Source organism: Nostoc sp., from assembly GCF_036917535.1.
Taxonomy (GTDB): Bacteria; Cyanobacteriota; Cyanobacteriia; order Cyanobacteriales; family Nostocaceae; genus Nostoc.
The window spans coordinates 46,547-70,871 of the sequence record NZ_JBALDA010000015.1 but is presented as its reverse complement, the minus strand read 5'-3'; the positions used below and the strand labels follow the sequence as shown (position 1 = coordinate 70,871).

General features: G+C 38.3%; 19 protein-coding genes. 12 read left to right on the top strand and 7 right to left on the bottom strand.

Going from position 1 to position 24,325, the window contains the following annotated elements; genetic code table 11:
- Positions 1 to 156 precede the first annotated feature (156 nt).
- From lexA to V7K56_RS04890, 9 genes are all read left to right on the top strand, one after another.
- Positions 157 to 762: a transcriptional repressor LexA gene (gene lexA, locus V7K56_RS04930; protein WP_334908173.1), complete on the top strand. Its 606-nt coding sequence runs from the start codon at positions 157 to 159 to the stop codon at positions 760 to 762.
- Between the two features lie 94 nt (positions 763 to 856).
- Positions 857 to 2,338 (top strand): DNA phosphorothioation system restriction enzyme, encoded by a 1,482-nt coding sequence (locus V7K56_RS04925; protein WP_334908171.1) that lies wholly within the window; start codon positions 857 to 859, stop codon positions 2,336 to 2,338.
- Positions 2,339 to 2,666: 328 nt separating this feature from the next.
- Positions 2,667 to 2,840 (top strand): hypothetical protein, encoded by a 174-nt coding sequence (locus V7K56_RS04920; RefSeq protein ID WP_194043855.1) that lies wholly within the window; start codon positions 2,667 to 2,669, stop codon positions 2,838 to 2,840.
- Entirely contained in the window at positions 2,837 to 4,909 is a 2,073-nt protein-coding gene (locus V7K56_RS04915) for an AAA family ATPase (RefSeq protein WP_334908169.1), read from the top strand. Before V7K56_RS04920 ends, V7K56_RS04915 begins: the two co-directional genes overlap by 4 nt.
- 264 nt (positions 4,910 to 5,173) lie before the next feature.
- A complete protein-coding gene (locus V7K56_RS04910) occupies positions 5,174 to 5,743 on the top strand; it encodes a Uma2 family endonuclease (RefSeq protein WP_334908167.1) in 570 nt (189 codons plus the stop codon).
- Positions 5,744 to 5,781: 38 nt separating this feature from the next.
- The gene (locus V7K56_RS04905) at positions 5,782 to 6,333 is read left to right on the top strand and encodes a Uma2 family endonuclease (protein ID WP_334908165.1); all 552 of its coding nucleotides are present in this window, start codon (positions 5,782 to 5,784) and stop codon (positions 6,331 to 6,333) included.
- 115 nt (positions 6,334 to 6,448) lie between these two features.
- Complete coding sequence (locus V7K56_RS04900) at positions 6,449 to 6,916, top strand: DNA phosphorothioation-associated protein 4 (RefSeq protein ID WP_334908163.1); 468 nt, start codon at positions 6,449 to 6,451, stop codon at positions 6,914 to 6,916.
- 27 nt (positions 6,917 to 6,943) lie between these two features.
- Positions 6,944 to 7,504 (top strand): GIY-YIG nuclease family protein, encoded by a 561-nt coding sequence (locus tag V7K56_RS04895; RefSeq protein WP_334908161.1) that lies wholly within the window; start codon positions 6,944 to 6,946, stop codon positions 7,502 to 7,504.
- Positions 7,504 to 9,165, top strand: coding sequence for a DNA sulfur modification protein DndB (locus V7K56_RS04890; protein ID WP_334908159.1), 1,662 nt, complete (start codon positions 7,504 to 7,506; stop codon positions 9,163 to 9,165). Before V7K56_RS04895 ends, V7K56_RS04890 begins: the two co-directional genes overlap by 1 nt.
- 85 nt (positions 9,166 to 9,250) lie before the next feature.
- On the opposite strand, the gene V7K56_RS04885 is transcribed toward V7K56_RS04890, so the two are convergent.
- Positions 9,251 to 10,852, bottom strand: a complete 1,602-nt coding sequence (locus V7K56_RS04885) for a DGQHR domain-containing protein (RefSeq protein ID WP_334908157.1) — start codon at positions 10,850 to 10,852, stop codon at positions 9,251 to 9,253.
- Positions 10,853 to 11,012: 160 nt separating this feature from the next.
- Between V7K56_RS04885 and dndC the strand changes: the two genes are divergently transcribed.
- Positions 11,013 to 12,680, top strand: coding sequence for a DNA phosphorothioation system sulfurtransferase DndC (gene dndC, locus V7K56_RS04880; RefSeq protein ID WP_334908155.1), 1,668 nt, complete (start codon positions 11,013 to 11,015; stop codon positions 12,678 to 12,680).
- Here dndC and V7K56_RS04875 read toward each other — a convergent pair.
- On the bottom strand, positions 12,677 to 12,922 hold the full coding sequence (locus V7K56_RS04875) for a helix-turn-helix domain-containing protein (RefSeq protein WP_334908153.1): 246 nt from the start codon (positions 12,920 to 12,922) through the stop codon (positions 12,677 to 12,679). The two genes, dndC and V7K56_RS04875, sit on opposite strands and share 4 nt — an antisense overlap.
- Before the next feature lie 121 nt (positions 12,923 to 13,043).
- Here V7K56_RS04875 and V7K56_RS04870 point away from each other — a divergent pair, with 121 nt between their 5' ends.
- Complete coding sequence (locus V7K56_RS04870; protein ID WP_334908151.1) at positions 13,044 to 13,298, top strand: hypothetical protein; 255 nt, start codon at positions 13,044 to 13,046, stop codon at positions 13,296 to 13,298.
- Positions 13,299 to 13,410: 112 nt separating this feature from the next.
- Positions 13,411 to 15,399, top strand: coding sequence for a DNA sulfur modification protein DndD (gene dndD, locus V7K56_RS04865; protein WP_334908149.1), 1,989 nt, complete (start codon positions 13,411 to 13,413; stop codon positions 15,397 to 15,399).
- 26 nt (positions 15,400 to 15,425) lie between these two features.
- Here dndD and brxL read toward each other — a convergent pair whose 3' ends face one another.
- Genes brxL through V7K56_RS04840 form a run of 5 tightly spaced genes read right to left on the bottom strand, consistent with a single transcriptional unit; the run spans position 15,426 to position 24,308 of the window.
- Entirely contained in the window at positions 15,426 to 16,874 is a 1,449-nt protein-coding gene (gene brxL / locus V7K56_RS04860; RefSeq protein WP_334908147.1) for a BREX system Lon protease-like protein BrxL, read from the bottom strand.
- Positions 16,846 to 19,053 (bottom strand): hypothetical protein, encoded by a 2,208-nt coding sequence (locus V7K56_RS04855; RefSeq protein WP_334908145.1) that lies wholly within the window; start codon positions 19,051 to 19,053, stop codon positions 16,846 to 16,848. Before V7K56_RS04855 ends, brxL begins: the two co-directional genes overlap by 29 nt.
- A 5-nt stretch (positions 19,054 to 19,058) precedes the next feature.
- The gene (locus tag V7K56_RS04850; protein WP_334908143.1) at positions 19,059 to 23,021 is read right to left on the bottom strand and encodes a hypothetical protein; all 3,963 of its coding nucleotides are present in this window, start codon (positions 23,019 to 23,021) and stop codon (positions 19,059 to 19,061) included.
- Between the two features lie 32 nt (positions 23,022 to 23,053).
- A complete protein-coding gene (locus V7K56_RS04845; RefSeq protein WP_334908141.1) occupies positions 23,054 to 23,494 on the bottom strand; it encodes a hypothetical protein in 441 nt (146 codons plus the stop codon).
- On the bottom strand, positions 23,484 to 24,308 hold the full coding sequence (locus tag V7K56_RS04840; RefSeq protein WP_334908139.1) for a DUF4007 family protein: 825 nt from the start codon (positions 24,306 to 24,308) through the stop codon (positions 23,484 to 23,486). The genes V7K56_RS04845 and V7K56_RS04840 overlap by 11 nt, the downstream gene beginning before the upstream one ends.
- Between the last annotated feature and the right edge of the window lie 17 nt (positions 24,309 to 24,325).

Below are 24,325 nucleotides of genomic sequence, written 5' to 3'. Positions count from 1 at the left end.
TGACTACTTAATTTGTAAAAAATTCAAAAGAAATGGGTAAAAGAAAAGACAATATTTTTGCTTTTACCTTTCATAATTTTTACTTTTCTCTTGTTATGGGGAGTTTTTTGTAGTACTAATGTTCTAAAGACATTTATAATTACTTCCCGCAAATTTATGGAACGTCTAACGGAAGCTCAACAAGAACTTTACGAATGGTTGGCAGAATACATCAGATCGTACCAGCATTCGCCTTCTATTCGGCAAATGATGCAAGCAATGAACCTGAAGTCACCAGCACCAATTCAAAGTCGTTTAGAACATTTACGGACTAAAGGATATATAGAATGGACAGAAGGCCAAGCGCGAACGATTCGAGTTTTGCGTCCTGTTAAACAAGGTGTACCAATTTTGGGCACGATCGCTGCTGGTGGTTTAATAGAACCGTTTACTGATGCTGTAGATCATTTAGACTTTTCTAATTTCGATTTACCTCCCCAAACTTACGCTTTGCGGGTAGCTGGCGATAGCATGATTGAAGATTTAATTGCTGATGGCGATGTGGTATTTCTGCGTCCAGTAGCAGAACCAAATCATTTGAAAAATGGTACTATCGTCGCCGCCAGAGTAGATGGATTTGGTACAACATTAAAACGTTTTTATCGCCAAGGCGATCGCGTTACCCTCAAACCAGCAAATTCTAAGTACAATCCCATTGAAGTCATGGCTCAACAAGTGCAGGTGCAAGGTTCACTCATTGGTGTTTGGCGTGGTTACAACTGAGTAATGGGGAAGGTGGGGCCCCCTCTGGGGATAAGGGGTAATGGGGAATGGGAAAGATAAATACCAATAGCCAATGACTAATGACTAAATAAATATGTACCTGACGAAAAATTCAGTGCAGCAACTGCCCACTTTCCGGTTGAAATTACCGTTTACAAAAGAAAGTAAGGGCAGTTATTACCCTTTGCAACCATTACCAGGATGCCCAAGAATGCCTGTGTCTCTGCAATTGCGGCAATATCAGCGCCAAGCGATCGCTAGCTGGTTTACCAACAATGGCAGAGGGACGCTGAAAATGGCTACTGGTAGTGGTAAAACTATTACTGCATTAGCGATCGCTTGTGAACTTTACCAACAGATTAATTTACAAGTTCTGTTGGTAGTGTGTCCTTATCGTCATCTCGTTACCCAATGGGCACGAGAATGTGAAAAATTTAATTTGCAACCCATTTTAGCTTTTGAGAATTTACGCACTTGGCAAAGTCAACTTTCTACTCAAATTTATAATCTACGTTCTGGTTCTCAACGGTTTGTGACTGTGATTACTACCAACTCTACATTAATTGGAGATGGGTTTGGGTCTCAACTCAAATATTTTCCCGCCAAAACTTTAATTATTGGCGATGAGGCGCATAATTTAGGTGCACCCAAGTTAGAAGAAAGTTTGCCGCGCAGTGTTGGGTTGAGACTAGCTTTATCTGCCACACCGGAGAGGTATTTTGATGATTTTGGTACGCAATCTCTATTTGATTATTTCGGCCCAGTTCTCCAGCCAGAGTTTACTTTGAGGGATGCGATCGCTCAAGGTGCTTTGGTACATTATCTCTATTATCCGGTGTTAGTAGAGTTAACTGAAGCAGAAAGTATTGCTTATTTAAAGTTAACTAAAAGAATTGGGCGATGTCTGCTATATCGAGAACGAGAAAATGGATCGGCAGGAAATTTTGAAGAAAATGAAGATTTAAAGCCGTTGTTGATGCAAAGAGCAAGGTTAATTGGTGCGGCGGAAAATAAATTAAATGCTTTGCGGGATTTAATGACCACTCGTCGCGAAACTACTCACACACTTTTTTATTGTAGTGACGGTTCCCAAGATGTGGGACAACGTTCATCTCTACGCCAACTTAAAGCTGTTGCTAAAATTCTCGGAGCAGATTTAGGGTATAAGGTAAGCACCTATACAGCTCAAACAACTTTACAAGAAAGGGAAATATTGCGCCATCAATTTGAAAGTGGTGAGTTGCAAGGTTTAGTCGCAATTCGTTGTTTAGATGAAGGTGTTGATATTCCAGCAATTCAAACTGCGGTAATTTTATCAAGTTCTGGTAATCCCCGCCAATTTATTCAGCGACGGGGACGAGTTTTACGTCCTCATCCGGATAAGGAACGCGCAACAATATTCGACATGATTGTTTTACCACCAGATTTAGATAGAGAAACTATAGAAGTTGAGCGCAATCTGTTGAAAAAGGAATTGCATCGTTTTGTGGAGTTTGCTGATTTAGCTGATAATGCAGGCGTTGCAAGAATGAAGTTACTTGATTTACAAAAGCGATATGGTTTATTAGATATTTGATGATGGATTATATAGTTGTATTATTTTGTAAAATTTTTCGAGTTTTGAAAAAAGAGGCATTAAGTATGAAATAATAAAATTATGACTTTGATCATAATGGCATGTAAGCAAGTTTAAAAATTTTACTTATATCCCATTATGATCTAGATTGTTAATATTAATAATACCAGAAAATAATTCAATAATAAAGTCTTTTTTCAAGTAAAATTATAAATATTGAAAAAATAGTTTTTGCAAAATTCAAAATAACGCTAACAGTGGCTTTACGGAGGTAAATGCACTACTAGAGAAAGTTAAAATATAGAAAAACTATATTTCCAAACCGAAGATGTCACAAGATGCGAATATCGATGATGTGCAAGAGCCAATAACTAGCGCTCCGCCGGAAGTACGGCAAATTATTGAGCGGGTATGGAAGCTAGAAAAAGGCAGGCTAGATAAGAAGATTAACAGCCATATAAATGATAATATTTTGGACATTATTAAGGAAGAGGTGCGATGAAGCTGACTTCAATCAAGCTATGCAACTTTCGCTCCTTTTATGGTACGACACCAGAGATGATCCTAGCTGGGGGGGATGCTCAGAACACGACAATTATTCATGGCAATAATGGTTCTGGAAAAACCAGTTTATTAAATGCCTTTACGTGGGTATTATATGATAAATTTAGTGCGGCATTTGCATCGATAGAACAGTTGGTAAATAAGCGTGCGATCGCAGAAACCCAAAAAGGTCAAGCTGTAGAATGTTGGGTAGAGATTGGCTGGGAGCATGAAGGTAAACGCTATCGAGTTAAACGCGCCTGTCGGGGTTATAAAAACGAAGGTGATTTTGACGCTGGTAAAACTCAATTAACCATGTGGGTTGGTGCGGATGATGGTAGATGGAATATACCAATTCAGCAACCAGAGGATATAATTAACCAGATTTTACCCGCTACTTTACATCAATATTTTTTCTTTGACGGCGAACGAATTGAAGAAATAGTCCGTTCTGACAAAAAAGCTGAAATTGCCGAAGCGACAAAAATTTTCTTGGGCGTGGAGGTAATCAACCGTTCCATCAGACATTTGGGAGATGCTAAAAAAACTCTAGAAAATGAGTTAAAAGCTATTGGTGATTCTGAAATTAAACAACTATTACGACAGCAAGAAAAGATAGAACGAGAGCGCGAACGCATTATCAAACGGCAAACTGAAATTAAAGAAGAGTTAGAATATCAGCAAACTTTTAAAAAAGAGACAAGTAATCGTTTACGAGAACTGAGTGCTGCTAAGGAATTACAAGAAAGATGGCAGGATTTAGAATCGCAGAAGACGGCAAATCAAGAAGAATATAAAAAAACCAAGGAAGCGCTGAAAAAAGTTATCTCCGCGCGGGGTTATACAGTTTTACTCTCAGAAACTACATCCCAGTTCCGAGGAATTATCAATGATTTGAAGCAACGCGGCGAGTTAACATCAGGAATTTCGCGGGAATTTGTGAATGATTTACTCAATTCTCAACGCTGTATTTGTGGTGCAGAATTACAAGAGGGGAATCATTCTCACACTCATGTAAGTACCTGGTTAAATAAAGCAGGTTCCTCGGTGGTAGAAGAAACTGCAATTCGGATGAGCGCACAAGTAGATGAAATTGATAAGCAAGCCATAGGTTTTTGGGAAGAAGTTGATAGAGAACAAACTAGGATTAATCAGTTAAGGCAAAGCATATTTCAAATTGAAGGTGACTTAGACAATATTCAAGAACGGTTGCGAAAAGATGCTAATGAAGAAATTAGCAGTTTACAAAAACGGTTAGATGAAATTGAAAGTAAAATTGATGAATTAAATCGAGAACAGGGTGCAAATCAGCAGCAAATTGCTCAACTCACAACTGAGATTGAAGGTTTAAACAAACAAATCGCCAAGCAAAAGCTGAATGAAGACAAGCAAACTTTAGCACAGCGACGAATTAACGCCACTCAAGATGCAATCGAACGGTTAACGGAAGTTAGAAATCGTCAAGAACAACAATTTCGTCTGCAATTAGAAAAGCGAGTACAAGAGATATTTATGGAGATTTCTGTGACTCCATACATTCCTAGAATTAGTGATAAATATGAACTGACATTAGTAGAAAATACTACAGGGATAGAAGCACCTGTTGCAGCATCTACTGGGGAAAATCAAATTCTCAGTTTATCCTTTATTGCCAGCATCATAGACAAAGTACGGGAATGGAGTGAAAAGCGGAAAATGATGATGATTCCAGATAGTAGCACTTTTCCAATTGTCATGGATTCACCCTTCGGTAGTTTGGATGAGAATTCGCGGCGACGCATTGCGAAGACAATTCCCCAATTAGCGAATCAGTTGATAGTTTTAGTTACTAAAACTCAGTGGCGGGGTGAAGTGGAAGCAGAAATGACAAATAGAATTGGTAGAGAATATGTGCTTACGTATTATTCATCTAAACCAGATTGCGAACAAGATTATATTGAGTTGGGTGGGGAAAAATATCCTTTGGTGAAACAAAGTCCCAATGAGTTTGAGTATACGGAAATTATGGAAGTTGAACGGGATAGGTAATTATTACGCACAGACGCAGAGAAAGACTTTTGCAAGGAATCTTATGATTTTGCGCATTCGCTGTTAGGCGTTCTTGTAGAGTAGGCGCAAAGGTTTTTTACAGAACTGACGGAAAATAACTCTCAAACTCTTATTTCTCCGTGTTCTCTGTCCCTCTGTGGTACCCTGCGGGAAGCCGCTTTGCGTCTACGATTTTCTATTACTGCGCGTAAGTCCAATTTTAGTTAAAGTTGAGAAAAGTGACTTTTGAGAAAAAATCAGGTTATGGTTGCGAGTCCAAACATAAATTATATGTCTCCTCACGAATACCTAGAATGGGAACAAGGCCAAGAAATTAAATATGAATATATTGATGGTGAAGTTTTCGCCATGACTGGGGGTACTCTTCCCCATAATGATATTGCTTTAAACTTAGCTTCAGCGTTAAAAAGTCACCTGCGAGGAAGTGGGTGTCGTGTGAATATGGCGGATGGGAAAGTAGGTGTATCTGAGAACGGGCCTTTTCATTATCCCGATGTTGTGGTGAGTTGCGATGAACGGGATAAACAAGCTATTCAATTTCTCCAATATCCTTGTTTAATTGTTGAAGTTCTGTCCCCAAGTACGGAAGCTCACGACCGAGGTAAAAAATTTACGCGGTATCGTCGCATTCAGACTTTGCAAGAATACGTCCTCATCGATGCTGAAAAAATTGGTTTAGATTGCTTCCGGTTAAATGATAGAGGACTCTGGGAGTTGCACCCTTATGAAGCAGGGGATGAGGTTGATTTAACCAGCGTTGACTTCCGCTTTCCGATATCTTTGGTGTATGAAAATGTTCAGTTTCCTATTTAAATTAGGATTATCCTAGATTCTTCATTATTAGGGGTTTAATGAGTATTAAAACTGAAGCAACTATTGAAGATTTGTACCACTTACCTGACAATTGTAAAGCAGAGATTGTCAATGAGAAATTGATGCTGATATCTCCAACTGGATTTTTACCAGGACGTGCAGGTGGTGAAATTTATGCAAGTCTACGGGATTATGAACGTCTGACAAAAAGTGGTTACGCTTTGCCTGATAATGTCGGCTTTCTTGTCAATCTCCCTAATCGTCGTTCTTTAAGTCCTGATGCTGCGTTTTATACTGGAAAACCTACAGGCGGGAAGTTTCTTAATGGTGCGCCTGTGTTTGCTGCTGAGGTGCGAAGTGAAAATGATTACGGTGATAAGGCTGAGAAAGATATGGCTAGTAAACGCCGTGATTATTTTGCGGCTGGTACATTGGTAGTTTGGGATGTAGATGTACTAAAAGAGGAAGTTATTAGAGTATATCGTGCTAGTAATCCTGAAGAACCGCAAGTTTATCGCCGTGATGAGGTGGCTGAAGCTGAACCCGCAGTGCCAGGATGGACTATGTTAGAGGGTAATTTGTTTGTTTAGCGATCGCTTGCATTCTAGTATAAAATAATGCGCTAAAAGGTGCATAAGCGTAGCCAGCCGTAAGCATCGCTTTTGGCTGTCAGTTAAAATAGCAACAATGTAGATATTTAAGATCATGGCTGTAAATAGAATCAGGGTTGCTAAAGACAAGGCTGAGTTGGTGAAATCTCTAGTAGCATCAAAAGACACAACTGGGCCTTTTCAAACTTATGTTGATGTGCTTGTATTTAGTGCAGCATTGGGGGCAAAGCATAAAAAGCGAATTGCTTTAGAGGAGATATCTAAAAGAGATCCCGATCCCATACCCCAAGAGCATTTTGTATCAAAAGGATATGATATGCTGATCAAACTACTGGCAATCACTGCGAATAAAGATATCAGTATTCTTTCATCTAATGACGAAAATTATGACACTCAACGTATTCGCATTTTCGAGGAATATGCTAATGGTGGACTTGAGTTATTGCAAAATGAATTTCGTGGTGCAGTAGACTATTCAGAAAGGTTGCTATTAATTTTAAGCCACGATAAATTTCAAGAGAATTCAGTAGAAGTTGACTTTGATTTAAGTAAATTTATTTAAAAAATGTGGTAGAGATATCTAGTTTATATGGCAATAGAAGAAACAATACATGACGATTTTTTTGAAAATTTTATAGTAGCCACAGCAACAATTTCTGCAATTTATGACATCCCAGATAAATCAGGAATATATGCTTTTTACCACGCATTCGATTTTGCAGAAAATAATTTAGCTATGGATATAAATGAACGGGTTACTAAAACTGTATTTACAACCAAGTTCATTGAAGATGATTCGCGCAAAAAATTTACTATAGATATATGTGGAAAACCAGTTACTTTATCAGATACTATGCATAGTTTTATCAAAAGTGTATCTATGCCAAAAGACAGACGTAATCTCAAAAAGCTTCTTTTAACCTGTAGTATTTTACAATCTCCAGATTACATTGGTTATGCTTCTAGTTTACAAAAAAGATTTCAACAACACTTAGAGAGTGATAATGGTTTCTTTGCAAAATATGGTAATTTAAGACCTCAAGATGAATTTTTATTTATATGTTTTCCTTGCTCTGGGAATATTGCCAGAGAACTTGAAAGCTTACTAATTCAGCTTTGCCAGCCAAAATTTAATACACAGAGGAGTTAATGATGGAAGAATTAGATGATCAATCACCAGAAACTATTGAATATAAAGCTATTACAGGTACTTTTGGTGAAGTGCGCTACTTTCTTACAACTCTTGATCATAGTGACGCAGCAGAGAATATTAGATTTGCTGGTGAGCTTCAGGGTAAATGGGGATTTTCTGAGAGAGTTCAACGAAAATTAGATGAAAAAAGGGCAGAAACAGAACTATTTGCATATTTAGCCAAAAACGGAATTAGGTTTTTCAACTCTTTGGTTATTGTTCTTCTTCCTAACTCAGATGAACAAACAGAATTTTGGGATTTTTCCCATGTTATGAGTAAAGGTAAACCTCTTGAAAAATGGGTTAACTTAAAATTATATAAAGGTGTTTCTCGAATAGTTATAGATGGTCAACATCGTTTGTTATCATTAAAAAAATACTGGAATATACATATAGACAAACAGCCTTTATCTCCCCAAGAAATATTAGAAGGTTGTGCTTGTGATGAACCTTTTGATATACCAGTTGTCTATTTAGTTTTTGGAAATTTAGGCAGAGTAGGACACTCTGAAAAGACAATTTCAATACGGGATGAAGCGATTAAGGCTACTCGTAATATATTTACAGTAATAAATAATACTGCTAAACGTATTGATCGACAAACTCAACTTCTATTGGATGACACAAAACTTTCTGCACTTATACCTAGAAAACTTTTAGAAGAAGATGTCTTAGAGGATAAAATTGTAAAATGGTCATCTAAATCCACAAATTTGACACAGACTGATCCTTATCTCACAACAATAGATTTAATAAGTAAATGTGCTGTAGAAATTTTAATAGATTATAAAAAGACAGCTTTGAAAAAGACTTTAAATTCTCCAATTGACAGAGAGAATGCAATGAAGCTGTATTATGAATCACATCCTAAAATTCCTCATATAGGAACTAGAAATATTTTTAAATGGTTTTTTTACCAACTCCAACCATTTAAGGATTGGCTTAATCAACTTGAACATTTGGGTATAAGTGTTCCTCCTCAACCAGAAGAAATTAAACTACAACCTATTCAAAAAGAGCAACTTAAAAAGTTAAGAGAGTCAAATATTCTATATACTGTCCTTGGGCAGCGTATTGTTTTTTTTGCTGTTTCAAGATTTCTATTGAGAATAAAAGCTGAATATCGTATCCCAGAGATTTTGGATGCAATTGCTAAAAGTATAGAGAAAATGCATGATAAAGGCTTTTTGGATAGAAATGCACCTCATTGGAAAAACTTGATTGTACAGCCTAACGAAAAACTTACTATGATTACAACTGGTGCTGGTAGTGATAAATGCATAGAACTCCTTAGAATGATATTTCTTAATACCTCTGAGGGAGTACGTGAACTGATAAAGAGTACTCGTGAAGATGTAGATAGTGAAGTAAATTGGACTATAGATACAATAGCTAGCTGGAGAAAAGAATTTTATGTCGAACTGCCTGTAGTTAAATTTCTAGAAGATGACAGTATATCTGAAGAGAATAATTATACACAAGCAAGTGTGGTTGATGATGAAAATATCTTTAGTACAAATATCACAAATTCTCTAACTGAAGGAGATGAAGAAAATGAGGAAGAAATATTTGATGAGATAGAAGATGAAATAGAAGACGAAAGTGACATTGATGAGTAAATATTAATTTGTCGCAGTAGGACTAAATTGTAGCCTACTGCAATTCGGCAATTTCTGAATGGTATCAATTGTCACTATGATTTAGCTAGTTCAGAATGGATGGAAGCCCGACTTGCTTGGGTTCAACAAACTTGCCATCAAAACCTATTGTTTTATCTTCCACAGTTCTTGCATCTGCCAAAGCCTTACGAAGTTCAGCACGTTCCATCTGTTCCTGAATTCCACCCAGAATATAAACCAATAACTTCGCCGCCAAATCTCGTCCAGTAACTTGCACCCGCTTTTTATTTGGGTCATACAAAACCCCATACCAAAGAGATTGGGGATATTCCATACCACTAAAGCCGCCTTGCTGGTCAAACTTCCGCAGCTTCTTAAAAATATCTGCTAGGGAAAAGCCTTTTTTAAAAACCAAAATTCCTAAAGCTTGCGCTAATGCAACTTGAGCAACCGGACGGAAAAGCATATTTCCTTCACCTCCATCTTTCTCAAAGCTGAAGCGCCGTAAAGCTGGTGTATCCTCATGTTCTAAAATTTTATAACTTGAAAGACTAGCTAAATTATCAAATAGCTTGCTAAATTCCTCAATTCCCTGCTTAAGTTCTTCATCCTCTGGACGCATTGGAATTAGACCTTTCTCCAAGGGTTTCCAGTGAAAGAACTTTTGACCCAAATATCGCTCAGACATATCTTGCAGAGCTTGCAAAGTCGTCAAAACTGTAGAATTAGAAGCCACCGTTGCACTATTCCAATTGACGCGGGGATTGCGCTCTTGTCGTTGTTCTAATAGTGGATGTGTAACTGCAATTTTTCTAGCAATGATCGCAAAACCATCATCTTCATTCAACTGTGTTAGCTGACCTTTAGTCAACGGTGCAGCCATCAGGTTAACATGAACAAAAATCGATCTCACCCTCCGTCTCGCCTGGGTGCGAGTTTCCCCAGCTGCTACCGCACAGATAAACTCAATACCAATTTTTTCCTTGGGTAAATTTTGCAAGTAAGCAAGGTCTACTTGGTACTTGTCAATCAAATCATTTACTGTAATAAAACTGTCATCAGCACCTTTATCTTTTTTATAGCGCTGAAGCTTACGAGTTTTGATTAACTCCATCAACCCTTGTACACCCATTAATCGGTGTTGGCCATCTAAGGCATAAATAGTCACATCATCCTCAGAAATATTTAGCAGACCTACCTTACCGTCTTTATCTAAGGGGATGAAATCAGTAGTAGACTTTGTAGCGCGTTCTTTACTATCCCACTCAGCAGCTTTAGGATTATCCACCCACGGTTGATTAATTACTACCAGCACCGGCGGAAACTTATGGTTGTGTCGAGCCGCTAAATACTGGACTAGCGGTGCTTGACGTGACCAATCAAGGGGACGCTGCTGAATTTCATCAATACTATCCGCGTCAATCTCGATGTTATCTGTCTCTGGATTGTACTTTTTTTGAAACAGAGGTAAGCCAGAGGCAAAGTGAACCCGACCTGCAAACCATTCCAGTGTAACAGAGCTAACATAAGCCTCAGTACCACCCATCTCGGTTTTTTGAACGAGAATCTGATCTTTTCTTCCTAAAAACTTCTCTAGGAGTAAAGCGAGTGACTGTTTTTCGTCATTTTCCCGTTCCGGGTACTCTCTAGCAATGTCAGCAGTTGGGTCAGATGTACTATTTTTCATGTTAATTTTTAAAACTTGTGTATAAAATATGAAATTACAATTCGTGTTACGATTATAGGTTTATTAATTTTTTGCCTTAAAGTCTGTAAAATACAAAAGCTACCCTCAGAGCAATTCAAGGAAGGGTGAAAAATATCCATGTTTCAATAGGTAAGGAGAAATGGCTACAGCACAACAGCAAGAAGATAAAAATCAGCAAGTACGTACTGTAGCAGAGTTAGTGGACTATATCCAAGCTCTCACCATTGAAATTCAAGAATTGTACAACTTGGATCAGATACCTTGGGTGGTAGGGTATTCAGGTGGCAAAGACAGTACCGCTACCTTACAGCTTATCTGGAATGCGATCGCAGCATTACCAGCTGAAAAGCGAAAAAAGACTATTCATGTTATTACAACTGACACATTAGTAGAAAACCCTGTAGTCTCTGTTTGGGTACGCAAATCCTTAGAAAGGATGAGGGTTACTGCAAAAGAACAGAAAATGCCCATTGAACCTCATTTATTACAACCAGAAATCAAAGAGACATTCTGGGTAAGCTTAATTGGTAAAGGTTATCCAACGCCGCGAGGAAAATTTCGTTGGTGTACAGACCGTCTGAAAATTCATCCTTCTAACCGCTTTATCCGTGATGTGGTTAGAGTAAATGGGGAAGTTATTCTTGTTTTAGGTACGCGCAAGGCTGAAAGTATCAAACGTGCTATCTCAATGGAAAAACATCAAGCAGGTAGCCTAAAAAATCGCCTCATTTCTGATTCAAATTCACATACATCTCTGCTTTACCATAGTCCAAGCTTGCCTAATTCTTTAATTTATAGCCCTATTGAAGATTGGCGTACTGATGAAGTTTGGATTTACCTAAATCAGTGGCAAAACCCTTGGGAATACAGCAACAAAGATTTATTCACCATGTATCGAGGTGCTACAGCAGATAATGAATGTCCTCTAGTTGTTGATACTTCCACTGCTAGCTGTGGTGATTCTCGATTTGGGTGCTGGGTTTGCACAATTGTTAGTAAGGATAAATCAATGGAGGCAATGATTCAAAATGATGAAGAGAAAGAATGGATGCAGCCTCTATTAGATATCCGTAATGAATTAGATAATAGAGATGACCGTGATAAAAGAGACTTTCGTCGCATCTGGGGAGAAGTCCAACTTTTTGAGCGTCATGTAGATGGTGAAGCCTCTATTGAACCAATTCATGGCCCTTATACCAAATATTGGCGGGAACATTGGCTCAGACGATTATTAGAAGCGCAAACAAAAACCCGTCGTACAGCACCAGAAAATATGCGCGATATCACTTTAATTACTCTCGAAGAAATGAGCGAAATTCGCCGCATTTGGCTAGAAGACAAACATGAATTTGATGATAGCTTACCCCGCATTTATCAAGAAGTAACTGGTGAAGAATTTCAAGATCCTCGTCCTGGTGCTGACCTTAGCTTATTAGGTAGCGATGAATGGGCTGTATTAGAAGAAATCTGTGAAGGTGACGCGATGCACTTGGAACTCATGGCGAAATTGTTAGACACAGAACGCCAATTTCGTAAAATGTCGCGGCGCGTAGGAATCTATGACAAATTAGAAAAATGCTTTATTACTAGTTCGCGTTCTAAAGATGAAGCGGTGAAAAATGCTCATTTGAAACGGGATTTGAAAACAGCAGCTGAACAAGGTGATATTGCAAAGGTTAAGCAGCTAACTTTAGCAGATTTTGTCGTCACAAATGCACAAGCTGACGTAACCAATACTACACAATCTGCTGATGATGCTAACACTTGGGCAAATATAAAATTTAAAAATAGAGAGACGAAGCTTTAAGTTTGCTGTTCATCTTTGTCAGCATCTCCCAAGTACAGCCTGATAAACTCTTCTGCTGCGGCTGGATTAATTTTCTTGAGTGCATCCCGAATTTCTAGCACTGTCTCAGCAACAGGATCTCTAATCTCGTTTACCCATCGGTGAACATTTGGCCGTCCTGTTCCTATCGTTACTGCTAACTTGTTTTGGCTAATACTGTAGATTTCCAACACCTGTTTCAGCGCTTTTCCTGCTTTTCCCATGCCTTTGATTGTGTCAAAGGCACATAACCAAGTAAATGTTACCTATTGGTAACTAAGAGTGTAAGATAGTTATGTTACCTAATGGTAACAGAGTATCTCACTAACAATCAGGTAAATCTCAATGACTAAAAGCTTTTTGGCAGATACCTTTCCAACAACCTCGCCGCTTGTTTTTGCCAACGAATCTCAAGGAACAACACCAACGAGAGAGTCTATAAAAGTAGTAATTTATGGTTCTAAAACAGGTGTTAACAACACAATTTTCACCCTTTACAAGCTGGGTTTTGCTCAAGTTAATGAATGGAGTCCTTTATTACCTAGTCCCAACCCTGGAGAAGTGATGAGTATCTTAACTAGGCACATTATGACAACGTGACTGTAATTCAACTAGTAAAAAATATGGTAGGGTGGGCAATGCACACCCTATAAAAATAACGGAACAATGTTGGGTGAATTCCATTGGCCATATATTTTATTCTTAAATATCAATGATATTTCTTGAACTTGTACTACAAAACTTTGGCCCTTACTCTGGAAGACAAGTAATCAATCTTGACCCAAGAAAAGATGAATATCTGCGCCCAATTATCCTTTTAGGTGGAATGAATGGCGGGGGAAAAACTACACTGATGGATGCTATTCGCCTAGCTCTTTATGGACATCGCGCTCAATGTTCTACCCGTGGTAATTTGAGTTATAACGATTTTTTGAACCAATGTGTTAATAGTAAAGCTAATCCTGCCGAAAAAACTCGGATTGAATTAGTTTTTGAACACATAGAAGATGATAAACCAGTAAAATATCGGATTGTCAGAACTTGGGAAAAAAATCCTAAAGATGGTAAAGATTCTTTGGGAATTTTAGGCGATGATGATACTTGGCCTGTTGATTCTTTGGTAAATACTTGGGATGACTATATAGAAAATCTGTTACCGTTAGGAATTTCTAATTTATTTCTCTTTGATGGTGAACAAGTAAGAAACCTTGCAGAACAGGAATCACCACCACTAATTGTAATTGAAGCTATTCGTGGACTTTTAGGGCTAGAATTATCTGACCGTTTAGCAGTTGATTTGGAGATTTTAGTCAACCGTAAACGTAAAGAAATGGCTGACAATAAAGATTTAGCGAATATAGAAGAAATTGAAAAAAGGTTAACGCAGCAGCAAGAAGATTACCTAGTTATAGAAGAAAAATTAGCCCATTTCAAAAATCAACTTGAAGAATTAGAAACCATACAGCGAGAAGTTTTAGATAAATTCGTTTCAGAAGGAGGTAAAATCGCTGCCGAACGCAATCAACTAGAACAACAACAAAAAGAGAAAACTGCCGCAGCAGAAAACATTCGGCAGTCAATGTGTGAATTAGCTGCTGATGTGTTACCTTTAAAGCTAATTTCTAATTTACTGAATCAAGTACAAGCACAGGGAGCAAATGAATTTCGTTATCAACAAGTACAGTTAGCTAGAGATGTTTTACTTGAACGAGACAAACGCTTACTCAACTGGCTAAGTGAATTAGCGATCGCTTATGACAAAGTTGATAAAATTAACTCTTTTTTAGCTAACGATATTGATAATTTATATACAGCCAACTCCCAATCAGAATTACCCTGGTTATTAACTGATGAGGAAAGTTTGAGTCAATTAGATAATGTCAGATATTATTTGCAAAATGCTTTAAATACTACCAAAGAAAAATTAAATGTTCTCAAAAATTTAGAAGAAGAAATTATCAATTTAGCAAGACAAGTACAAACAGCAGCAGAACCAGAAGCCTATAAAAAGCTGCGTGAAGCTGTAGAAGAAGCACAAAATCAAGTTTCTGAAGCTAAAGTAAATTATGAGATAACTCGCCAGAAGTTAGCTGAGTTAGCAACTGCACTTGATAAGACCAAAAAAGAATTACAAGAATATACTGTAGAAAATATTGAACGTAAAAATAAAGATCATATTATTACCTCTGCGGCGAAAGTTCAAGAAACACTCAAGATTTTCCGGGAAAAACTAACCCTCAGAAAGCTCAATAAATTAGAGGAAGAAGTTAAAAATTGCTTCCTTTATCTCCTCCACAAATCAGACTTAGTGCATCGCATCACCATTGATACCAATAGTTTTGGACTTTTCCTGTATGATTTCAATGGTCAACCCGTCCCCAAACATCGCCTCTCTGCTGGCGAAAAACAACTACTTGCGATCGCTTTCCTCTGGGGTTTAGCAAAAGTCTCTGGACACCGCCTACCAGTAGCTATCGATACACCATTAGGTAGACTAGACTCCTCTCACCGCAGTAACTTAGTTGAACGTTACTTTCCATCCGCCAGTCACCAAGTCATTTTGTTATCTACGGATACTGAGATTGGCAAGAAAGAAGTTGAAACACTGCGAGAAAACGAAGCGATCGCTCGTGAATATCTGCTCAAATACGACTCCTCCACCCGCCAAACAACAGTAGTAGAAAATCAATATTTTTGGTAATTCTTTTGGTGAGATAGATATAGTATTTACTTTGTCTCCACATAAATTTCTCTACCAAACTGCCTGAATTCATCATCTAGATAATATAGCGAATTTCGGATTGCTTGGCGTAGTTTACAAGCAGGTTCCAGGCAATCGCGCTCGTAGTCCATTAATGTTAGTTCTAAATGAGGATAGAGAATTTTTAGAAAACCTGATGCTGATTTTAAAATAGCATTTTGGTCACGAATAGTTACATTTTTGGCAAATTTAGTATGCTGTTCTACGTAGAACATGAAGCGATTGTCTTGGCGTAGAGATAGCAAAACTTCACCAAAAAAATCCATTTTTAAACCAACTTGAGAAGCTGCCATTTGTCTTTGAAACTTCGGAATTTTCCAACCGGGGACAATACCAGATAATCGGTCTAACAATGCAGTTTCAGCAAAAAACTTGGGGAGATTAGCAATTAAATTATCTTCATTGCGTGGTTCTAATTGATCGTCTAATTCAATATTAGCTAGCATCACTAACCCGCAGTCACTAGAAATATCTGCAAAACCAGAGCGATTATAACGACCGCTAGCAAGATAATTTTTGAGTGGGCCAATGACCTCTTCAGGATTATCGAAGGTTAAACTTTGAACTTCATCTAGAACCACAACTTCATGACGACCGAGTAACCCAACTTCTTTAGTTCTCCCATTGATAAACAATTGAGCAGGAGTAACTTTACCACCACTAATTAAAGTAACTTTACTACTGATATTTTCAAAAAAGAAGCTTTTGCCAGTACCTTTAGGAGCTAGTTCTATTATGTGATAATTAGCTTCCACTAATGGTAATAACCTAGCTAATATCCATGTTTTAGCTTCCTGCTGATAACTAGGATGCTGAGGGTTAAAACCCATTGAGCAAAATATTAAATCCCGCCATTGTTGTGTATTGAATTTTGCCCGGCATTCGCTGTAGCCTTGTAAATCAACTTGTGAACATTGAAATGGTTCAAAATCCATCACTTCCACTTTGCCATCAGGAAGCATAGCTAGAGTAACTTTGCCCCAAATTCCTTGGCGTAAAAGTTTTTTATAACGTTCGACAATATCAGTCGCAATGCTACATTCAGTCAAATTTAATACAGGGATTTGTGCCAATGGTTCAGGAATTACTCTTCCTCCCTGTTCTAATTTAATCCGTACCTGCATTAAAGCAATGAGTTTTCGGATTTCCCCTTGAGTGAGGTCAAAAATAATTTCATTCCGGTCATCTTTACGTGGAAAGGCTTTTTTAATAAAGCTATTGATTTTCTCTAATTCTATTGATGTAAGTGTTCCTGAACCGGGCACTATTTTATCTAATAACCATTCAGCCACAAAACTAGGCACGCCAATAGAACTTAATCCACTAGATGGTAGTCTAGTTTTATCAATACAGAGATTTCCGAAAACCTCACGAACCAAATCATTATTATAGGTTGTTGCTTCCCAAGAATTCATCTATATCAAATCCACTACTATATATTTGGTTAATAATAATTTTTGAGTTAGGAGTGAGGGCAGTGCTTTCAATTTCAGCGCAGGCAAATCTAAAAGTTAATTTGCCAGTTAAAGATAGGTTATTTCCCGGAGAATTTGGAGGCAATGTGGGTACTTCGGGAAATACTACCTGAAAACTGAAACGCTGATTAGCAGGAATTTCCTGTTCTAATAGTTTTCCCTGCTGAAAATCTGGTAATTCATGAATATATACGCAAAGGTCTGTTAGGGGTACTGAGTTAGGATTCTCAATAGTAATTTCCAGTTCTCCTGTCTGTCTGGGTTTGCCTTCACCAAAGCAAAAAACCAGCACAGGAAGACGTTGGATCGATTTTCGCAGAATAGATACGCCGACCACAACTTCTTCAGGAAATAGCCCACCGTGAGAACCGATAATTTTTTTATTGCTAGTGTAGCTAAAAGAACTTAAGCTAGCGGAGCCTTTGACAATACTAATATCGTGGGGAAGACTGTAGCGATCGCCTTCTAAAACCACAAACCTGCTATCATCAGTTTTACCAATAGCCATTCTCCCCTTGGGTTCTAGTTCTGAGGGGCAGTGGGTGATTTTTTCGGAAGTACCCATCATTTGACCGTGGTCGCTGGCAATAACGATTCTTAGTGCATCTGGATTAGGGTATTGTTGCAAACAGTAATCAATTTTCTTGGCAATGCCTTCTAGGGTGTGCGGACGGTCAAGTTGGTAAAGGCTTTGCCAGTCTTTTTGACTGTGATAAAGACTATCGAAGATATCTGTATCCCAACAATACAACTTAGAAGTCTTTTTTCTCAAAGCGCTGTAAAGTTTGTCAACTTGTCTATCTGTATAACGTTTGCCCATGCCCATTTTCACAAAAGCTTTGCCAGCATCAGCAACCCAAGTAGAATCACTGGGCAATAATTGAGCATATAAGCTCCATTTGGCATACTCTGTCTTAGTAGGCAGGATACTAAACCGAGGCTCAAGGGCAGTTTCTACAGCAAGTTTGTAATTATTTGTTAGTAAAGACAAAAGTTCTAGATGATCTAACCATCCTAAGCCATCGACCACAACCCAAAAGACAGGACTTTCTTGGCAAAGATTTTGCACTTTTGCTGCAACACTGTAGTTGAGGTAGGAATTTTCTACTGAGTCTACCTGCATCTGAGGGTAGTGCTGAAGCATCCACTCGACAAAGCTATCCGCCAAACTATCACTAATTCTTGGTGCAGAGGAAGGTTGCTTAATAACTTCCCAGGCACGGAAGGGTAGGTAATCTTTTGTTGCCCAAGCTAAAGCTTGCTGAGGAGTAGCATCTAAAGCCAGGGGTTGAGGTGGATGTTGGTTAAGACTTAATTCTTGCTTCTGCTGATAGTTAAGATAGGGGGTAACTTTGATTTCCCTGGCTTGATTAATCCAGTTAGGTCGATTGCCAAAAACCTTGTAAGCACAATTTGCAATTCGCTCCATACCTACTTGGTTGGCAGGCGTTAGGGTATCCAAAACTTTACCTTCGGTGCGGGATATAAGTTGTTCCCAGTAGCTGTCAAACTCTTGTCTGAGGAAGTCGGGAATTGGCAAGGGATACTTGCCGATGTCATTGAAGACTGGTTCTGCTATGCCTAACCAGCGACGCAGGAACAATAATTTATCTTCAGTCTGGTAATAGTTTGTTAACTCATGTTCCTGGAACTGCTGCTGCCAAACTCGCTCTAGGGGTTTGTACTCTTCTGGAACTAAAATTGACAACCAAGCGGCGAGATGTGAGATGGAGGCTTGGGCAAACCATATCTGTCCGTTACTGTTAGTGATGTTGTCTGCCAAAAAGTGGGCAATGGAGTTGTCTTGGGGATAAGAATCTAACTTAGTAGCCAGAATCAGTAGTTGCTCGTCAGTCCAGTCATGGGGTAACGGTACAGTGGCAAACAATTGCCCTAGTATGTAGCGGGGATGTTGCTTAATCTCCGTGATTTCCTCAGTTCTATTCCACGATCGCAGCCAAGTTTCTGCCCATTTGCATAATCGCTGACCTCTTACCCAGCAAGGATCAGTACTGACACCAAAGAACTGTATCCATTCCACCTCTGTTGTAATTCGGATATAGCCGGAGGGAATATCGTACAATCCAGTAGGGTCTAATATCATATGTTTATCACTCATCCCTATTACTCCTCCGTCTTTTCTGAGAGAATGTGCCCTAACCTCTCGTACACATTTTGTTGCTCTAAACGCGGAAGTTGCCGTAACAGTACGAAAATTTGATTGATTATATCCTTACAACTGGCAATAGAATCACTTTGTTGATAGCGAATTTCTAGACTTTGTATCTGCTCTAGGTCATGCTTTAAACTCTGGATTTGTGGTTGTAGTTGTTGATAGTCTTCGTAGTCAGCCGAATCTTGAAAGACAATATCAAGTTTGGCATATTCTGTATTAAGAACATCTAATTCTGTGAGACTGTTTACTGATTGTAGTTGAGTGTGAAGATTTGCCAAACTATAACGATCGCTAGTGATTTTTTTTTGAATTGACTGCACAATTTCAGTAACTTCATACTGAAATTTATCAGGATAATTGAAGCGAGATTGTAAATTTGCAATTTCTTGAAGCGCTGCTTGAGAAAGATAAATAGTTTTAATTTTTGTTGCAGAATTACGAATATTCTGGATAATTTGTGTATCTTCAGCTTGCTTTTGTTCTTCTTCTGCCTGCTGCCTAATATCTGTTAATCTGATGTTGCTGGTATGGAGGGCATTTTGCAAACTCTCAATTAAGTGGGGAGGCAAGTCTGCAATTTGGGTAATCTGGTCAATAATTCCTTGAATCTCAATTTTATAAGTATTGCAAGCTTGTTCGCTAGATAGTGACTCAGCACGCTTGTTTTCTGCTGCTACAAGTTGGTCAATTTTCTTACTGACAGTTTGAAATGCTTGAGAGAAGCGATCGCATTGTTGTTGCGTTGGTAAAATTAAGTTGTTTGGCGATCGCTTCCGCAGTTGGGGGTAAAGTGGTAAAAGTGCTGCCAATTGTGCCTCACGAGGTAAGTTTTCCACAGCTTGCACTGGTTGAAACCACTTGTCAATTTCAGCAACCGCAGCACTCACCTGCTTTCTATTCTTAGTTAATTCTTCTTTTTCTAACTCATCCGGTTCATTAGACTCTAAAAAAGCAGTAACTGCCTCTAGATACTGCTGCGCCTCATCGTAATAGTTTATTAGCGATACTGAAATTGGCCTTTCTGCTTGTTGGCGACGAATCAGTTTGGACTTTTGTTTAACAATCCAGTCATCAACAAATGCGGTGGGATTTTGGAGAATATCAGTATTACCCCAGTCTTTTAAGGATTGTGTTTTCAACGTCACATTTAATCTTTTGGAACTAAGTTCGATATAGCCCTTGAGAGATACTTCTTTACGGTGGATTGCTAGCCATCCTGCTAGCAAAATGGTAAAGTTATATTCGCTATAACCAAACGGTGGAGTAGAGAGGACTTGCCAAATTTTATCCAGGTCAATAACTTTTTGTGGCAAACCTTCTAAATCAGTCATTTCAGAAATTTCGTCCCAAGCAGCGCGGATTTTTTCATGAGTTGGTTCTTGAACGATATATTTATCAGATGTTTTCTTGAATAGACCCCATAACTTGACAAAAATCTGGTCAATAACAGTACTGTAAGAACGGTCAGGTAGCGTCTGTTGACTGAGATTATCTTCTATAAAGATTTGTTTGGCAGTCCAGCCGACAATTTTTTTACCTGTGAGATGTCCTGAACGCATTTTATCGATTTCATCCACAGGAGGAACGAAGGAATATAAATCTTGTAAAAGTACACTGATTACCCGTTGCGCTTTGCGTTGTTCAGCAGATGGGATTTTATCGATTCCTACACAATGATAAGTACAATCATTTAATAACCTCTTTAACCGTGTGTTTATTTCTTCTTGCCAACGCTGAAGAAGTTGTTTATAAGCTGTTCCAAATAATCTTTTGTCAGCAGCGTCGGTTTCGTCTAGAACTTTTATTTTCAGAATTACACGGGCTAAATTTCCGGTTTCTTCTGTAGGAATGGCAACGGCAATGCGATTTTTAATTGGTGATTTAGACAAATAATTAGATATAGTATTACGAAATACTTGCAACTCTTCTTGAGTCTCTGCTAGGACATAAGCTAAAATTCCCCTTTCTTTGGTGTCTCTGATAGTACGATTGTTCTCTAGCGCTCTAATAAATTCATCAATACTATATATCTTTAATTCAAACCGCCAATCTTCACTTACTAATTTATTATTTTTAACAAAATGTGTAGCAGTCATTGTATCATTAGACGGATATTGTTTAAGAATACTAATCTGCCCACAGTAAGTAACAACATCATTAATTGATGTTGTCTGATATTTTATTTTTTCTTCAATTTCTTCTTGAATCCCTGTAGGGTTAGTTCCTTCCCAGAAACGATAAAGCTTAATTTCTGGTCGGTAGTAAATTAAGTCTCTTTCCTTTTCTAGTTTATCTAGTGCTGTCTGGAGTTTTAATTTAGTTAAACCAGTCAAAGCTACCAGAATTTCTTGATGATCTTCCCGGTCGGACTTGGTAAGGTTTTCTCCACTAGCTTCATATAAAAATAATGCTTTTATAACAATTAATTCATCAGGGTTCTCAGCACCTGCAACCAACTCTACAGCTTTTTTATAATTGGTATAAACAGGGTAGTTAGAAAAGTTTTCAATAAAGGTATCTACTAAAGCAATGGGATAAATGTAATTAAGTTTTCCGACATTTTCTAGAGGTTGAATTGCGATAAAATTTTTGACATAGCCTTTTATAAACTGAATAGCAGTCCGATCTTGGGTAAAATCAAGGTTACACAGCAGATATGCTGTAAGAGGATGGAGGGGAAAACAACCCTCGGATAAGTGGGTATAAAATTCTTCAAAAGACCAGCCTTTATTTTTATAAATTTTAATTCTTCGCTCGAAAGCTGTTTCAGCTTCTCTCCTCAGAGTGTTATGCCATTGGGAACGAAATGTTTGCCAAGTAGATGCATTTTTTACCAACAATAAATTCTCTATAACCAGTTCCAAGCTAGAAGTAGGGTTATCGTAGGTAGTGCCATCTTTTGGTGCAAGGCGAGTTGCTATCTTTTGGTACTCTGGTATAGCATTTGCAGAAATCCCCAATGCCCTACCAGGATGAATTTGGGTAAAACTTAGTAGAGCAATTTTTCCTTTGTAGTTTTCGCAAATGTTTGTAATGTTTTGTAGTGCAGTGCCCCCAGCACCTATGTCATCTGCTGCCCAAGATTTCAGATAGTAATTTAGCTCATCAAATAAAATTAAAATCCCCTGGAAATGGGCATTTTGTCCAGTGCAATAATTTTTTAACAAGTCTTCTATAATTACTTCAATATTTATATCGGCAGTAAAATCAGGAGTAAATCCCGTGATTTGAAAGGCAACTTTTTTAACAGACGATAGAACGCCAGAGTTATTTTCTCTGAGTAAGCGAATGAGAGAATTTAAATCACCATCAGGATTACTAATATTTTGTAAATATTGTTCTGCCTTTGCCCTATTCTCTGGATTCAAACTTTCTAAGTAGCGTAGAGGTTCACTGCATATATGTTGTGCTAAGGAATCCTGAATACCTGCTTCTTCCAAATTTTTGACGAGTTGTTGCAAGAATTGCTTCCTAATGTCACCGCCTTGATCACCACTAAGACAGATAACCAAATGTTGGTGGCGTTGATTTTGTTTAAAAAGCTTCAATCCTTCAGAGATAGCTTGATTTTTGGCAGATGTCGCTTTTTCTACTTGTGACAAAATCCCTTGTACTTCCTGACTGTGGAAGGGTTTTTTGAAAAAATTGGCTACAGCGATCGCAAAATGAGACTTACCCTTACCATATTGTTGAATCATCAAATGGATATTCGGCTGATTTGGACTATGATAGCTACGGCGCACCGCATCCAAAATACCAACCGTCGATAACTCAGGTTTTGTTGAGTCGTAATTAAAGATAAAACTCTCACACAGACGCAAATTCTTCTCTAAATCATCCAACATCCCAAAGTTGACAGAACTAGCAATACTACCCTTTTCGTTGATTTCAACAAGTTGGTTGAGGAGCATAATCAATTAAAATAGCAAATGCAAGGTGATAATTATCCTGAAGGAATACGCTTAATACGCTCTGATGACCAATTTTTGGGTGCTAGTTGCTGGGGTAGCAGTATCCACAAAAGTTTTTCTAGCTTGCGAGTCTCTTCCAGTTGCTTCCAAAAAAGGGTAATATGACTGCCAGATGTAACCTGTAAATAAGTGATCAGACAATCTAACCCTTCTAGTAAAACAACCTGCTTGCTAACTCCAGAACACATTAACTTGATCGCATCCAATTCCAGATCCAAATTATGATGAAGCGTGAGAAAGTTTTCTCCCAGATGAATCCTTTGTAACAAATTTTTTCGGTAGTTGACCCGTTGAGCATTATTGTCAAAAGCGATACGTACTAGTTCGTTTTCGTCAGGTGTGTCCCACAGTAGCAAGTGAATTCTGTCATCGGGTCTGGCATTTCGCAACAGGAAATCAGCTTTATCCGTCATAGGCCTTTTCCAGTAGTGCCAAAGGTTCATCCCAGCGCGGAATCACTTGGAAAGGAGGTACTGCCCGTCGCTGTTCGATGATCCCGTAAGCTTCTAGTGCATTTAGCTGTTCCTGTAGTGCGTCTGCTTTGATCCCCAGTACAGCAGCAATTCCCATTTTCTGGTTCAAGATGGACTCAGTAAGAACTGAACCTTCGCCTTTAAAGTCACGTTCCCACAGCTTGGCTAGGAAATATCCCACCAGGTAAGAGTTAGGTAAGTGGGCATTTCCAGTAACATATTTATCCTCTTGTTGAGTGATAAACTTGCAGGATGCTAAAGCTTGAAACTCAGTGTATGCCCGCAAGATAAATTTGATTCTGTCAGCAATCACTTTGCTTTTTTCTTCAAACTCTGAACCAATATGATACAATAATTCCTCGCTAGTAAATTTACTATAACCAGGCAAGAACTTATATATAAAGTAAGACCATCCACCCCAATCAGCAGGATTTTCTGGTGTTTGTTGTAGTCCTTGATCACCAAAACTTAAATAAAAGTGCATCAACCAGTCTGTAATATTTGACTCCAAACCGGAGTCTAGTCGCAAGACAATTTCCCCTTCCCGACTGGGGCGATTATTCTTAATTAACCCTGCACGTACTGCCCAACTTTTTACTCGTCCTACTTTGCCATTACCTAAACTTGTTTTCTCCATCAAATTAGGCAAGCTATCATTTAAGCCTTTTTCTTGGGCAGAAGCATGAAAAAGTCTATTTATTTCGTCTTTTTTTAGGGCAAAAGAGCCATTAAAATGTAATTGCAATTTAGCCATAATATATTTTTAAAATG